General features: G+C 43.5%; 13 protein-coding genes and 1 tRNA gene. 3 read left to right on the top strand and 11 right to left on the bottom strand.

Annotation, left to right across the window (positions count from 1 at the left end):
* Positions 1 to 373 precede the first annotated feature (373 nt).
* The 7 genes from NB463_RS22080 to NB463_RS22050 form a co-directional block, all read right to left on the bottom strand.
* On the bottom strand, positions 374 to 1,627 hold the full coding sequence (locus NB463_RS22080; RefSeq protein ID WP_053809399.1) for an HD-GYP domain-containing protein: 1,254 nt from the start codon (positions 1,625 to 1,627) through the stop codon (positions 374 to 376).
* A gap of 128 nt (positions 1,628 to 1,755) precedes the next feature.
* Positions 1,756 to 2,754, bottom strand: a complete 999-nt coding sequence (locus tag NB463_RS22075; protein WP_258432473.1) for a LacI family DNA-binding transcriptional regulator — start codon at positions 2,752 to 2,754, stop codon at positions 1,756 to 1,758.
* A 105-nt stretch (positions 2,755 to 2,859) separates the two neighbouring features.
* A complete protein-coding gene (chbG, locus tag NB463_RS22070) occupies positions 2,860 to 3,615 on the bottom strand; it encodes a chitin disaccharide deacetylase (RefSeq protein WP_006742368.1) in 756 nt (251 codons plus the stop codon).
* A gap of 18 nt (positions 3,616 to 3,633) precedes the next feature.
* Positions 3,634 to 4,956, bottom strand: coding sequence for a 6-phospho-beta-glucosidase (locus NB463_RS22065; RefSeq protein WP_258432472.1), 1,323 nt, complete (start codon positions 4,954 to 4,956; stop codon positions 3,634 to 3,636).
* A gap of 10 nt (positions 4,957 to 4,966) precedes the next feature.
* The gene (locus NB463_RS22060; protein WP_031780628.1) at positions 4,967 to 5,278 is read right to left on the bottom strand and encodes a PTS lactose/cellobiose transporter subunit IIA; all 312 of its coding nucleotides are present in this window, start codon (positions 5,276 to 5,278) and stop codon (positions 4,967 to 4,969) included.
* A gap of 51 nt (positions 5,279 to 5,329) precedes the next feature.
* Entirely contained in the window at positions 5,330 to 6,664 is a 1,335-nt protein-coding gene (locus NB463_RS22055; protein WP_005397441.1) for a PTS sugar transporter subunit IIC, read from the bottom strand.
* Between the two features lie 88 nt (positions 6,665 to 6,752).
* Entirely contained in the window at positions 6,753 to 7,058 is a 306-nt protein-coding gene (locus tag NB463_RS22050; protein ID WP_025767645.1) for a PTS sugar transporter subunit IIB, read from the bottom strand.
* 247 nt (positions 7,059 to 7,305) lie between these two features.
* On the opposite strand from NB463_RS22050, the gene NB463_RS22045 reads away from it, so the two are divergent.
* The gene (locus NB463_RS22045; RefSeq protein WP_053809395.1) at positions 7,306 to 8,589 is read left to right on the top strand and encodes a carbohydrate-binding protein; all 1,284 of its coding nucleotides are present in this window, start codon (positions 7,306 to 7,308) and stop codon (positions 8,587 to 8,589) included.
* 199 nt (positions 8,590 to 8,788) lie between these two features.
* Here the strand turns inward: NB463_RS22045 and NB463_RS22040 are convergent.
* Both NB463_RS22040 and NB463_RS22035 read right to left on the bottom strand, forming a co-directional pair.
* A tRNA-Leu gene (locus NB463_RS22040) sits at positions 8,789 to 8,873 on the bottom strand.
* 191 nt (positions 8,874 to 9,064) lie between these two features.
* Positions 9,065 to 9,730 carry an SDR family NAD(P)-dependent oxidoreductase gene (locus NB463_RS22035; RefSeq protein ID WP_258432471.1) on the bottom strand — a complete coding sequence of 222 codons (666 nt, stop codon included), beginning with the start codon at positions 9,728 to 9,730 and terminating at the stop codon, positions 9,065 to 9,067.
* Positions 9,731 to 9,957: 227 nt separating this feature from the next.
* Here NB463_RS22035 and NB463_RS22030 point away from each other — a divergent pair, with 227 nt between their 5' ends.
* Together NB463_RS22030 and NB463_RS22025 are read left to right on the top strand one after the other, a co-directional pair.
* The gene (locus NB463_RS22030) at positions 9,958 to 11,226 is read left to right on the top strand and encodes a DUF2254 domain-containing protein (protein WP_053809378.1); all 1,269 of its coding nucleotides are present in this window, start codon (positions 9,958 to 9,960) and stop codon (positions 11,224 to 11,226) included.
* Between the two features lie 184 nt (positions 11,227 to 11,410).
* The gene (locus NB463_RS22025; protein ID WP_005397453.1) at positions 11,411 to 11,890 is read left to right on the top strand and encodes an RDD family protein; all 480 of its coding nucleotides are present in this window, start codon (positions 11,411 to 11,413) and stop codon (positions 11,888 to 11,890) included.
* 87 nt (positions 11,891 to 11,977) lie between these two features.
* On the opposite strand, the gene lptG is transcribed toward NB463_RS22025, so the two are convergent.
* Together lptG and lptF are read right to left on the bottom strand one after the other, a co-directional pair.
* Positions 11,978 to 13,048, bottom strand: a complete 1,071-nt coding sequence (lptG, locus tag NB463_RS22020; RefSeq protein WP_005397455.1) for an LPS export ABC transporter permease LptG — start codon at positions 13,046 to 13,048, stop codon at positions 11,978 to 11,980.
* A 3-nt stretch (positions 13,049 to 13,051) separates the two neighbouring features.
* On the bottom strand, positions 13,052 to 14,152 hold the full coding sequence (gene lptF / locus NB463_RS22015) for an LPS export ABC transporter permease LptF (protein WP_006742363.1): 1,101 nt from the start codon (positions 14,150 to 14,152) through the stop codon (positions 13,052 to 13,054).
* Positions 14,153 to 14,339: the final 187 nt, after the last annotated feature.

Genomic DNA, 14,339 nt, shown 5'->3' with positions numbered 1-14,339 from the left:
CCGAAGTTTCTAATTGGATTATCATCAACGAGTGCCCACACAGATTGATAGGTCTATATTGTTAAAGAGCTTGCTTTGCGAGAACTTTTTCTCTCAAAGCGGAGGTGCATTCTAGCGATTTGGTAGTTAGTGTCAAACACTTTTTTCAACTAATTTTTCGTAGAACCTTTTTACCTCTTCGACATTGCTGAAGCCTTGTGGCGTCTGCCGTGTCGATGGATGCGCATTATAGGGAGAAGATTTTCTTTGGCAATACTAAAAGTACATTTTTTCTAAAAAAACATGCCAAGTGGATACTTTCCATCCAACCCAAAAATTACCCCGAAATAACACTCAAGATTTCTACAGCTTACCCACAAAAACCTGTGGATAACTACTCATCACTATCGAAGAAGTAAGAAATGCGTGAACGCGGATTAAGATACTCTTTGATTTTCTCCGGCAATTTAGACGGATGAATCGCGTTAACTATCTTTATATCCTTTGATGCAAGATCAATGATTGGCGCCTGCGTCCTTGGCACTGATGGGTCGAAAACCAATACATTTGGGAATAATAGATGCGATGCATTCACTGAGATAACCAAGCCCACCATATTATTGGAAAGCTGAACCACAGTGCCTGGAGGAAACACGCCCATAAACTTAATCAGGATATTCAGGTTTTCTTCTTTATATAGGTGTTTACAGTTCTTATATAAATGAGAGAGTGCGGTATAAGGAATTTTTTGATCTGAGACTATAGGTGTATGACACAAGTTATCAAATGCGTTAGCTACAGCAATAATTTGAGCAAACTCGTTGATCTCATCTCCTTTCAGACCTTTGGGATAGCCAGACCCATCTCTTAGTTCATGGTGCTGTGCAATCACAACTCTTGCAACTTCGGGAAAACCTTCTATTTGGCTCGCAAGGTCTACTCCATATTTTGTGTGCAACTTTAAGTAGTTAGTTTCTGGTTCCGTCAGCGGTGCTTGCTTTCTTAATATTGCGGTAGGAATTTTTATTTTCCCGATATCGTGGAATAGCGCTGAGAATGAAAGCTCTTTCAACTGCGCAGCTGAGTACCCCTTAGCACGGCCAATCATCATGGCGATAACAGCAACGTTCAACGAATGGAAATAAATATCTTCAAACTCATTTTTACCGTTCATCAGGTGTAGAGTGACATTATCATCACACATTAACTTCTCGACGATATCTTCAATAAGAAGCTTCGCTTCATCAACGGCAGCTGTTGGACGATTACGAATTTTCGTCATGACCGAGCGCATACGCGCAAGAGAGCGCTCAAACTCTTTTTCGCACTGGATAACGCGTCGACGATACGCACTTAACTTTTCTATGCGGTTTTGTTTTTCTTGCCAAAGTTTTTGAGTTTCATGATCTAGCGACGCTTCATTCGTTACTCTATCAGCTTGTATCTGGTCGACTGGAAGTGGTGCCGCATCACTTTGCTCTGGATTAAAGTAAACGAACTTTACACCGAGGTGACGGATCATCTCGACTTGTTCTTGATCTTTAATCTTAAAACTATTGAGTAGAAAAGGGTGATCGTTCCACTTTAGCGGAAGACGGATATGTAATCCGGGTTGAATACGATCGACCGTAAGTTTAATGGCTGCCACTTATTCACTACTGATTTACGTTGCCTAAGAGAGTTAGAATACTAGTAAATTTTGTGAATAAATTCATCAGTAAGTATCAAAACATCAGATGGTCATTTCTAATGACTCATTTAATGAGCAAAAGCAAGCTACTTTAAGGTTCGATCTGCTTTGCGTATTTTAAGCTGAGCCTCGAACGTTGGCTTATCTATTATTTCTTGACCTTTGACTAATCCCATTAATGTTTGTACCGCTAGACGGGCCATATCACTGATAGGAAAGTGCACTGCCGACACTGTAGGATAAAGGCTTTCACAAAGGTCGACACTGTCAAAGCTAGTTAAAGAGATTTGCTCCGGTACTGAAATATTGTGCTCGTGTAAGTACTGCATTGCACCGACCGTCATTTCCTCACTGCAAGAAAAGACTGCAGTAACTTCAGGGTGTCGTTGTAAAATTGCAGCCATTGCATCATAACCACTTTGCCGACCATAATTCCCTTCTTCACACCAGCTTTCGTCAATATCGATACCTGCGTCCTTCATCGCATCAACGAACCCAAGCTTTCTTAATAAACTATTATGACGTTGGGATGGACCGGTAATACAGGCGATTTTTCTATGACCACCAGCTAAAAGATGCTCGACGGCAATACGGCTTGCATGATGATGATTAAAAGTAACGCAACGCTCTTCTATTCCTTCAACATAGCGATCTAGAAGAACGAAAGGCGTAGGCTGTTTTGCTAATTCACGTAAATCATCATCTGACAAATAACGACTATGGAGGACATAGCCATCACAACGCAGATCATTAAAACGCTGAATGGCTTCCTTTTCACCTTCTGCAGAATGATGTCCTTGAGCGGTAATCAGAAACTTTTTATGAATATCCAGCTCAGTCTGAACCTGCTCCATCATCTCGCCAAAGAAGCCCCCCGTATAGTAAGTCACCAATAAGCCAACCATATTACTGGATGAGGTTGCGAGTGAACGAGCAATCGCACTCGGGCGATAATTCAGTTGCGCCATAGCTTGCTCTACTTTTTTTCGAGTTTCTTCGCGAAACTTCCCCTCCCCATTAATGATTCGAGAAACGGTAGAGCGATTTACACCGGCGAGTTCGGCGACATCTTTAATCCTTGCCATAATGCTATTGGGTCCAACTGCAATTGTTATTAAATATCCGTTTGTGTAGAACGGCTGCCAGCAATTCGTAAGGTGCTTATAGGGGGCGAAGCTGGCAGCCTTTAATCATACACCGACCATTTGATTGGTAGAAACGAGCTCAGAGTAATCCGTGACAGCTATACCATGTTGAGCTAACTGTTCTTTTAAAATGGGAGAGGTTAGAACTTGTAACTCTAGCTCTCGCTGAAGCGCATAACCACTCTTTAAAATCAGCGCTTGATCGGCCTCTGCCGGGTGGCACATCACCTCAACCAAATCATAGTTTGTCTTTAGACTCAATAAATGCGCCATCAAACCATCTAAACTTACTTTTTGATCGTAAAACTCGTCAGTAAAGACATACCTTGTTGTCATCGATTCTTGACACAAGCCAGTGCCCCGCAGTGGCACTCGGTATTCACTCGCTACCTCTTTAATAACGGGCAAAATTTGAGGGTGAGTATGCGCGTGATGATGGCTATCTAAGTGGCTTAGCTCTAACCCAAGCGATAAAAAATGTTCCACCTGAGCTTTTGCTTCGTCATAAATGACCTGAGTTTCGAAGTCCTGCTTACCCCACAGTTCGTCGTATTTGATAAAATGCGCTCGACCGTTGGTCAAATTAGGGTGCCCAGTTAGAGGCACTCCCGCTGTAAACCTAAGATGAACGCCAATTCTCAAGTCTGGATTATGGCGAGCCAACTCTAAAGCATGTTTCTCAGCATCCATACCGACCATCATGGTGGTTGAATGAACAACACCTTGCTGATGAGCTTTTACGATGCCGTTATTTACACCTCTCGTTAAACCAAAATCATCAGCATTAAAAATGACTTTCATTGGCGTCCTTCCTTAGTACTACAACGTCGTTAGTTTAAATTGAGGTAAATACGGAGCGTTCACCGCCAGAATATCATCCAGAATTGACTTGGCACGACCAATGTCAGGCACCAATGGGTTGTTGGTTAGTGCCATGAGCGCTTTGTCATAATTACCTTCCACAGCGGCGTCTATTGTCAACTGTTCATATGCTTTGACTTGATAGAGTAATCCTTTGATATTGTTTGACAGCTCACCAACCGCAAGAGGTTTCGCGCCCCAACTACCAATCACCGCGCTACACTCAATCACAGCATCATCAGGGAGGCCGTTAATCGCTCCGTTATTTAAGACGTTAACAACATGAATACTATTACGATTGTTATAAATTGAATCAACCAAGTTTAGTGATGCATCTGAATAATAAGCCCCACCCCGCTCTTCTAACTCTTTCGGCTTATGATCGAGATTAGGATCTTGATACAGCTTGAATAGCGCATTTTCTGTTTCCATTACCTGCTCAGCACGAGTGCCCTTTTCACCCGCGCTTTGTTTCTCTTCAGCGAGCATAGCATCGGTTTGATAGAAATAACGATGGTAAGGACATGGTATCGCCCCCAGCGCTTTTAGAAATGCGGGATCCCACGGTTCTTCCCAGATGTTCTTCATGCTGAAGTTAGCACCATCACCGACTTTCTCTAATACTGTTTGAGTAATATCTTCTCCATTGAGCCATGCTTTGTGCACCCAAACGAGATGGTTTAATCCGGCAAACTCCAGTTGTAGCTCTTTTGGCTCGCACTCCATCATTTCTGCGATCATCATTTCCATCGAAACCGGCACATTACATAAACCAATGCTCTTTACTTTGGTGTACCTACTGACGGCTTCAGAGACCAAACCCGCAGGGTTGGTGAAATTGAGCATCCATGCATTGGGTGCCAACTCTTCAATATCTTTACATATATCAAGAATAACCGGGATGGTTCGCAGTGCTTTAGCAAACCCACCAGGGCCTGTTGTTTCTTGGCCGATGACGTCGTATTTAATTGGAATTCGCTCGTCATTAGCACGAGCAGCAAGGCCACCCACACGGAACTGCGTCATCACAAAGTCCGCATCTTTTATCGCAGCACGACGATCAAAGTCTGCTTTTATCTCAATCTTTGCACCTGCTTTATCAACCATTCGCTGCGCTAGACCTTTGATAATCTCAAGCTTCTCAGCTCCTGACTCAATGTCCACAAAATGAATCTTCTTAACGGGTAAATATTCTAAGCGCTTAATAACCCCTTCAACCAGTTCAGGGGTATAGCTACTACCACCGCCAATAATGGCAAGTTTGATCGCCTCTCTAGACATTTTTCTCCCCTTATTTGTTCGAGATTTTTTTGTTCAGTGCAACGATTTCTACAGCCATTTCTTGAGCCAAAATCGTGGTCATTAAGTGATCTTGAGCATGTACCATCACTAACGTCATCGGGACTTTCCCTTCCCCCTGATCTTCCTCAATCAACTGAGTCTGAATTAAGTGGGCTTTGTTAATGCACTCTCTTGCTTGAGAGAGCTTCTCCTCAGCCGCATCAAAATCTTGTTCTCTAGATAAACGCAACGCCTCGTAGCTCAAACTTCTAGCTTCGCCAGCATTGCAGATGATCTCCATTACAACCAATTCTTGTTCCATCATTTTCTCTCCGAAGATCGGGCCGCGGCAATTACGGCCCATTAAGCACAGTTAAGCAGTAACGCCTTCGCCTGAAGGTTGCGCCTCATCTTTAGTTTCTTTCGTCGTTGGTAGTTCTTGCTCCAACATTTGCTTCTCAAACATTTTGAAGAATGGGAAGTAGATAATTAGATCAAGAATCAATAAACCAATGACGAGCAATACTGGAGCAAAGGTCCAACCGCTACCCCACGAAGCACCTATCAGTGCTGGTGTTGTCCAAGGCGTTGTAGCGACACCCATACCCACAAAGCCGACATGCACAGCAAAGTACGCAATCGTAGCGTTGATGACTGGAGCGAAGACGAACGGGATAAACAAGGTCGGGTTCATCACAACTGGGCTACCGAAGATCACAGGTTCATTGATTTGGAAGAAGCCAGGCACCGCACTCATTCGACCAATACTCTTAAGGTGAACAGAACGGCTAAATGACATCAGCATAACAAGAGCAAGTGTTGCACCAGAGCCACCGATAAAGATGTAAAAATCCCAGAAAGGCTGAGTAAATACGTTTGGAATCGGTTCACCTGCAACAAAGGCTTCGATGTTGGCACCAATGTTGGTCAAGAAAATTGGAGAAAGCAGCCCCACAACAATTGCAGCACCATGGATACCCGCAAACCAAAGTAGTTGGCAAAGCAATAGAGCGCCAATAATGGCAGGCAATGAGTTAGACGCACTAATTAAAGGCTTAAAGACAGCCATGACCGCATCAGGAATCAGCATGTCATACTGGGTTTGCACGAAAAGGCTAAGTGGATATAAGGTAATAAATATCGCTAAGACTGGTAACAGTACTTCAAATGATCGTGCAATCGCCGGTGGCACCTGCTCTGGCATACGAATCGTAATATTGTGCTTTTTCATAAAACGGTAGAGCTCTACCGAGAAGAATGCACACATCACTGCGGTGAAGATCCCGGTTCCTCCCATGTGTGACATAGACAACGCGCCATCTTTAGCAGGGGCCGCGATGAGTAAAAAAGACATCAGCGACAATACAGCACTCGTGATCCCATCCATCTTGTAAGCCTTAGCTAAGCTATAAGCAACGCCGAGCGAAACAAAAATGGTCATGATCCCCATCGACATGTTGTAGGGCATCATTATGGTATCAAAGTGTGTGGTGGCGAAATCGAGCCAAATTCGACCAAAAGTAAAGGTCGTGTCTTCGGCAAATGGTGGGAATGCAAAAATCAAAATGAAACTACCGACAATAATAAACGGCATTGCAACTATAAAACCGTCTCTCATTGCTCGAACATGGGGCTGATTCCCCACTTTTGCTGCTATAGGGGCTATATGCTTTTCGACTGCGCCTATAATTGCGTCATAAAGCTTCATAGAATCCATCCTTATTTTAGGTAAAAGAAACCCGCATCAAATATTTATATTTGATGTACAGTTATCTTTTTTAATTTAAAACTATGGTTTAGTTAATTAATTCTAATGCTTGCTCTAGTACTTCTTCTCCCTTCATCATTCCATAATGCTGAGGAGAAATCGCATCAATGTTTTTACCATGCTCTTGCGCCGTTTTTCTTAGCTCTTCTAGCTGAAAACGTACTTGAGGCCCGAGAAGACAAACATCGTACTCTTTAATTGCATCTTCAAATGCATTCACTGACATCGCGTCAATTTTGCACTCAATTCCTTTATTTTCAGCTGCTTGCTCCATTTTTTTAACAAGCATACTGGTTGACATCCCTGCGCTACAGCATAAAAGGATCTTTTTCATAGCCTTACTCCCGTTGTGTAAATTTCAACCTGCAAAAACTGTAGCAAAAATAACCAAGACAAAAAAGCGCAACCGGTTGCATTATTCGTGAACACAATCCCAATTTAGAAAATACGACCTGTTTTTTAGTAATTATTTAGGTCTAGGATAAAAGTCAGGAAATAAATTAAGACACCACATTAGGTTTCAAATTATCAATATATTACTACTGACAACGTCGTTATTAATTTCTAAAAAGGAATAGAGAATGAAATTTAATAAATTAGCTATTGCAACGCTTGTAAGTGCCGCACTATCACAATACTCATTTGCTCAAACCGACTCTAAAGGCACCATTTATCTAACGTTTGATGATGGACCAATCAATGCATCTATTGACGTTATTCAAGTACTTAACCAAGAAGATATCAAAGCGACGTTTTACTTTAATGCTTGGCACTTAGACGGAATTGGTGATGAGAATGAAGACCGTTCGCTAGAAGCCTTAAAGCTCGCATTAGACACTGGTCATATTGTCGCGAACCATAGTTACGATCATATGGTTCATAACTGCGTTGATGAGTTTGGACCTAATAGCGCAGCAGAATGTAATGCTACCGGCGACCACCAGCTTAACTCGTACCAAGATCCTGTTTACGATGCCTCAATGTTTACAGAAAACTTATCTGTTTTAGAAAAGTATCTGCCTAACATTACAAGCTACCCGAATTATAAGGCAACAGAGTTTGCTAGACTGCCCTACACCAACGGCTGGCGCGTGACTAAAGACTTCAAAGCCGATGGATTATGTGCAACGTCTGATGACTTTAAACCTTGGGAACCAGGCTACGTTTGTAATATCAACGACCCATCAAACAGTGTGAAAGCCTCAATTGCGGTACAAAACATTCTGGCTAATAAAGGCTATCAAACACATGGTTGGGATGTGGATTGGGCACCTGAAAACTGGGGGATAGCAATGCCAGCCAACAGTCTAACAGAGGCAGAACCTTTCCTAGGTTACGTAGATGCAGCATTGAACAACTGTGCTCCTACCACCATCAACCCTATCAATTCAAAAGCACAAGAGTTTCCATGTGGTACACCACTCCACGCAGACAAGGTCATTATTCTAACGCATGAGTTTTTGTTTGAAGACGGTAAGCGAGGAATGGGCGCAACCAAGAATTTACCTAAATTAACGGAATTTATCCGACTAGCAAAACAAGCTGGCTATGTATTCGATACGATGGATAACTACACACCAAACTGGCAAGTTGGTCATAGCTACAACGCTGGCGACTACGTCCTACATTTAGGCACCGTTTACCAAGCAGTGACCAGCCATAACGCACAGCAGGACTGGGCACCTTCCCCAACCTCTAGCCTTTGGACCAATGCTGATCCGGCAACAAATTGGGAAGTGAATGTTTCATATAAAGAGGGAGATGTTGTGACGTACTCTGGCAAACGTTATCTCGTCAACGTCCCACACGTCTCTCAAGCCGATTGGACACCTGACTCACAGAACACCTTGTTCACAGCTCTATAAGCTGTTCCCTACTATTATCATGTAGTAGCTTGCGCGAGGTAATACCTCGCGCTTTTTTATTTTTAGAAAAGTAAAAATGGAAAGCAGTAAAGAGTGGACTGACTGGGCCTGGCATTCCTGACGCCACGCTGGATTTGAATTCACAAACCCTAGATACAACAAAGCCCCGACTTACGTCGAGGCTTTATCATATGAATTATGGTACCGGTGGGCGGACTTGAACCGCCACGCCCGAAGGCAACGGATTTTGAATCCGTCGTGTATACCAATTTCACCACACCGGCATCTTTGGGCTATTGCCCTTTGATGGTTGGCATTATACGGAAGCTTTTGATCTGCGCAAGCAGAAATACCTTAAATAACTATCGTTTGCTGATAATTTCGCCACAAAGTGTGACAAAGCTGTACTCATAAGAAACGTACACTCCATTTCCTACTACTGATCCAGATGAAAATGAGTATACGTAACTCTTTTTTAAACTCTATTCACTGTAATATCAGAAACATAACCATTCCCAATGCTCGACAAAGCCGTATGGACCATCTCGGCAGCATCTTCCGCTTGCATGAAGTGACTCGTGTCCATCGTGTTGCCGCTTGTTTTCCAGAATTCCGTATCCATTCCACCAGGATAAACCGCGATAATTTTCATTGGCTTTCCTTTTAACTCCAAACGAACCGACTCGATTAATCCTTTGACAGCCCACTTCACAGCACAATACGTAGACTCTTGCGCTTTAGGCTGTTGCGCAGCAGTAGACATAACCATGACCACTTTTATCGGTTGATCTTTGTAACGCTTTACTAACTCTCTTAACACATAAATCGCAGAATTCAGGTTATTATCAATCAGTTTTTGAATCTCTTCCGGCTCCTGCTCTTCCAGTTCGCCAAAATAACCACTTCCTGCACTATGAATGACCATTTCAGGCGGCTGCTTCATCCCATCAAATAGGCGTTTCACATCTTGATGTAATGAGAGGTTGCAAGCTTGATAGCCGACGCTATGAGAGAGTTGTTTAGCTAGTGCGGATAGTTTTTCTGTGTTTCTTCCTATGATATACGTCTCTTTGTCTTCCGCATCATAACGCTTTGTCAGCTCAGCCCCTAAACCGCTACTTGCACCTGTAATTACAATCATGGCTACCTCTTTTCTATCACATACTTTTAATGCATCTATCAATTAAGGTAACAGAATCTTGGTAATTCACACCTCAAGAACACCATTCTTTGAAGCAAGCGGCTTTCTTACTCTCATGATGCATGAAATCCCAAGTAAAACGAGGAAGATTTAACCTATGCTTAAGCAAGAATAACTTTCTGAATTTTCTATCTACTTTCAAGTAAGAACTGAATAGGAGCATACGAATGACTGGGTCAAAATGGCAATGGTTACTGAAGCAAATGACGCGCAAACTGTGGGTTCGCACGTCACTTTATGCCTTACTTGCTGTCGCCACCGCCCTAATATCCATTGTTTTAAACCAGTTCATTACTCTGCCTCCTGCAATCAACGTCAGTAAGGATTTGCTTAACAACATATTAAATATCCTCGCGACTTCCATGCTTGCGGTGACCACATTCTCGCTCAATATAATGGTCTCAGCGTACAGTGCCGCTAGTGCAGGGGTAACGCCACGGGCCACCAAACTGTTGATGGAAGACAGCACAACGCAAAATGCTTTGGCAACCTTTCTTGGCTCTTTTTTATTTAGCTTGGTAGGCATTATCGCGCTAGGCATTGGTGCCTATCATCAACAAGCACAAATTTATCTGTTCATCGTGACCATCGCCGTAATCGTGATGATCATACTCACTCTGCTACGTTGGATTCAGCACCTTTCCGTACTAGGGAGGGTCAGTGAAACCACGTCATACGTGGAGCAAGCCTTGTTAGATGCGATAAGAAAACGGGGCAAAGAGCGTTGGCTAGGTGCTCACCCGTGGAGCCACCCAGAACATAAACCCAGAGGAAGTACACCTATTTTCAGCCAAGAAATTGGCTACTTACAGCATGTTGATATGCATCATCTCGATAGTATTGCCGAAGCAAACCAATGCACTATCTATCTTGAACGACAACCAGGAAGCTTTGTATATGTGAGTCAACCATTGGCTTGGGTTTGTGGAGCGTTGCCAGACGAAAACGAAATAACTGCGGCCTTCACGATTCGAACGGAGCGTTCCTATGATCAAGATCCTCGTTTTGGATTAGTCGTCATGGCGGAGATCGCCTCACGAGCTCTCTCCCCCGCCGTGAATGATAACGGTACCGCGATTGATGTTCTTGGGCGTTCTGTACGAGCCCTTTCATTGTGGGGAGAGTTACTCAGCGAACCTCCCACCAAGACTCGATACCCTAGACTATTTGTGCCCGCATTGCGCTGCCAGGATTTGTTTGATGATGTCTTTTTGCCAATCGCGCACGATGGTGCAGCGCAACTCCAAATACAGATTCGCCTACAAAAAGCCTTGCTGGCTCTTTCTAGTATGCACCCCAAGTTGTTTTTATCACCTGCAACCAAGCTATCAGAAAAAGCTTTAGAGCTCTCCTTGAGCCAGCATTATACCGAAGATGAGAAACACCAACTCTCTCATCTGTCTAATCTAGTTACAGACCAAAAAGCTAATGGTTAGACAAGTAAAGTTCAGTTGAAATAGATTACTGAAAGGCCTTGTACATCATGATATGTGTTCATAACACACTGCAGAAAAGTCACTTCGTTTATGCATAATTAAAGACTCTGTGCGTTAGGTCTCTTTTCTCTTGGTGAGGGAATCTATATTCTGACGCACAATTTTTAAGGTAAGTGATGGAATAATGACAACGTCTACAACTCTTCCACCTGCAGGTCTCTTTCGTCGACTTGCAGCGTTGATTTACGACACATTGATTATTATCGCAATTGAAATGATGGCCGCAGGTATTGTTATGGCCGTTGTATTTGCACTAAATGCAGCAGGGCTGTTGAGCTATGGCGAGTACGCAGATGCCGCTGATATGCTCGGAAAGCACCCTGTATTAAGCCCTCTATTTACACTGTATCTTGCGGTTGTATGGATATACTTCTTTGTCTTCTTCTGGACGCGAGCAGGGCAAACACTTGGGATGCGCGCTTGGAAACTTCGAGTTCGCAATGCCAAAGACGGTGCGCCGATTACAGTCACTCAAGCCCTGATTCGCATTGCAACATCTGGCTTTGGTTTGGCAAACCTGACTGTACCGATTGATCCCAAGAAACGTGGGTTCCACGACATTTGGGCAAAAACAGAGGTTGTTGTGTTGCCTAAGGCAAACTAACTTATCCGGGAATACAAAAAAGGAAGGCATAATGCCTTCCTTTTACACTTTATCCGATGATACATGGTTTATTCGGTGATACTTCAGCTACAGCTTTCTTCTCAGCAGCGCAATCGCAATGGCTAAGAACACCAGGCTCGGAGCCAATGCACCAAACACTGGGGATATGCCATATACCAAGCTTAATGGGCCAAAGAACTCACTGGATATATAAAAAGTAAACCCGGCAACCACGCCCGACAATACCCTTGCCCCCATGGTCACACTTCTGAGTGGACCGAAAACAAACGATAGCGCCATCAACATCATCACGGCAATTGAAAGCGGCTGTGTCAACTTACGCCAAAACGCCAATTCATAGCGAGATGCATCTTGCTCAGATGCTTTCAGATAGGTCACGTAATCATACAAACCGCTCAGTGATAACTCTTCAGGCTTTACCGTCACCACAGCTAGCTTATCTGGAGCCAATGACGTATGCCATTCCATCTGTTCGATGTCTTGCTTCGAAATCACGTTTTCATTTTTCATATCCGTGATTTGTACGTCTCGCATCAACCAATTGTTATCTTGTTGATAGTCGACCTCTTCAGCAAAGATAACCTTTTGTAGATTCTTATCATCATCAAAACGCCACATATTTAAAGCATAAAGCTTGTCGTCTTCGACTTTACCTATAAAGATAAAGTCGTTTGCGTCACGAGCCCAAACTCCAGAACGAACTGAGACAATACTACCTCCAGATATCGCAAAGGATCGTAGGTCACGAGCCATCTTTTGTGCTTCTGGAGCGCCCCATTGCCCTAACGTCATAACGATAAGCATAAGTGGCACCGCCGTTTTGAGCACGGATAACCCGATATCCAACTTTGAGAAACCAGCAGCTTGCATCACCACCAGCTCAGAGCTTGACGCCAACATACCCAAACCAATAAGGGCACCGAGTAATGCTGCCATTGGGAAGAACATTTCGATATCACGCGGCACACTGAGCAACACAAAGTACAACGCATGAGTGAGGTCATACACGCCTCGCCCTACTTTACGTAACTGTTCTACGTACTTGATGATGCCCGATAAGCCAACAAACGTCGCTAAAACCAAGGCAGTGGTAGAGATGATGGTTCTACCGATGTAAAGGTCTAAGATTTTGAACACAGCTTACGCGAGCCTCTTCTTACGGAATTTGTCTTTTATTCGTCGAGCAGCAACGCTGTCCATCATATTGGCCATGATTGCGACAATCAGTAACATCGCATTAATTGGCCACATGCCGATTGCCGCCGGAATGTCACCATCTTCTAATGCAGATTTTGTTGCACTAATCGCCAGGAAATACGCTAGATAAATAAGAATCGCGGGCCCCATTTTGGCAAATCGTCCCTGACGCGGATTCACCGCCGACAAAGGAATAACCAGCATCGTTAAGAGTGGAATACACACAAATAACGAAATTCGCCATTGCAGCTCCGCTTGCGCTTCTGGGTCTGGGTGTCCAATCAAATCAACCGTTGGGTACGCTTCCCAATCTCGCCCTTTCTTTTTGACCTCACGCTGGCCGATAACGCCTTCGTATTCATCGAATTTTGTGATCATATATTCAACGCGAGTCGGCACACCTTCATAACGCGTGCCTTCTTTCATGGTGATGACCTGACGGCCGTCCGACAGTTCTTTTACTTCACCAGAGGACGAGAACATCACACTCGGCAATACTGAATCTCTCGGGCGCATCTGCGCGACAAAAACGTTGCTCAATGTATTGTCTTTAATGTCATCAATGAACACAACCGATGAACCATCTGGCGTGCCTTGGAATTGCCCTTTCTTTAGCAAGTCAACGCTGTTTTCTGCCGCCACTTGTTCATAAAGTTGCTCTACACGGTCTTGAGACCACGGCGATAACCACAATGCATTAAAAGCCGCCACAGCAGAAGTAATCAGCGCTAAGTACAAGGCCGCTTGTACCAAGAATTTGTTACCAATACCTGTCGCGTTCATCACGACAATTTCGCTCTCTGCATACAGACGACCAAATGTGATCAATATGCCGATATACAGACTTAAAGGCAGCATTAATAGACCCATTGCTGGCATATTCAAACCAACAATCGAGAAAATCAATCCAGCAGGAATATCCCCATCAGAAGCATCAGCAAGAACACTTATGAATTTCTGGCTTACAAACACCAAAAAAAGTACGAAAAAAATCGCAAATTGGCTCTTGAGTGTTTCGCGGATCAAATATCTAACAATAATCACGCTGAAATTACCTATACAAAACTTGTTTTTTTGGTCGAATCACTATAGTTTCCCGTTGAACCATTTATTTTTTTAAAAATTATAAACTAGATGTTAGTCGCTTAATCAGCTCTGCATGTAAGCCTGGAGCTAAAATTCAACAAGTAAGCGATCATTATCTAACATTTAGAGCAATTTGTCTTCAGGA

This window comes from Vibrio sp. RM-41-2B, from assembly GCF_024744415.1.
GTDB lineage: Bacteria > Pseudomonadota > Gammaproteobacteria > Enterobacterales > Vibrionaceae > Vibrio > Vibrio diabolicus.
The sequence above is the reverse complement of the archived record's forward strand: the minus strand, read 5'-3'. Positions and strand labels throughout refer to the sequence as shown.

Coding starts and splice junctions, on each gene's coding strand:
- NB463_RS22075 (WP_258432473.1), bottom strand. CDS start 2,754: ATGGCAAGGATTAAAGATGTCGCCGAACTCGCCGGTGTAAATCGCTCT.
- chbG (WP_006742368.1), bottom strand. CDS start 3,615: ATGAAAGTCATTTTTAATGCTGATGATTTTGGTTTAACGAGAGGTGTA.
- NB463_RS22065 (WP_258432472.1), bottom strand. CDS start 4,956: ATGTCTAGAGAGGCGATCAAACTTGCCATTATTGGCGGTGGTAGTAGC.
- NB463_RS22060 (WP_031780628.1), bottom strand. CDS start 5,278: ATGGAACAAGAATTGGTTGTAATGGAGATCATCTGCAATGCTGGCGAA.
- NB463_RS22055 (WP_005397441.1), bottom strand. CDS start 6,664: ATGAAGCTTTATGACGCAATTATAGGCGCAGTCGAAAAGCATATAGCC.
- NB463_RS22050 (WP_025767645.1), bottom strand. CDS start 7,058: ATGAAAAAGATCCTTTTATGCTGTAGCGCAGGGATGTCAACCAGTATG.
- NB463_RS22045 (WP_053809395.1), top strand. CDS start 7,306: ATGAAATTTAATAAATTAGCTATTGCAACGCTTGTAAGTGCCGCACTA.
- NB463_RS22035 (WP_258432471.1), bottom strand. CDS start 9,730: ATGATTGTAATTACAGGTGCAAGTAGCGGTTTAGGGGCTGAGCTGACA.
- NB463_RS22030 (WP_053809378.1), top strand. CDS start 9,958: ATGACTGGGTCAAAATGGCAATGGTTACTGAAGCAAATGACGCGCAAA.
- NB463_RS22025 (WP_005397453.1), top strand. CDS start 11,411: ATGACAACGTCTACAACTCTTCCACCTGCAGGTCTCTTTCGTCGACTT.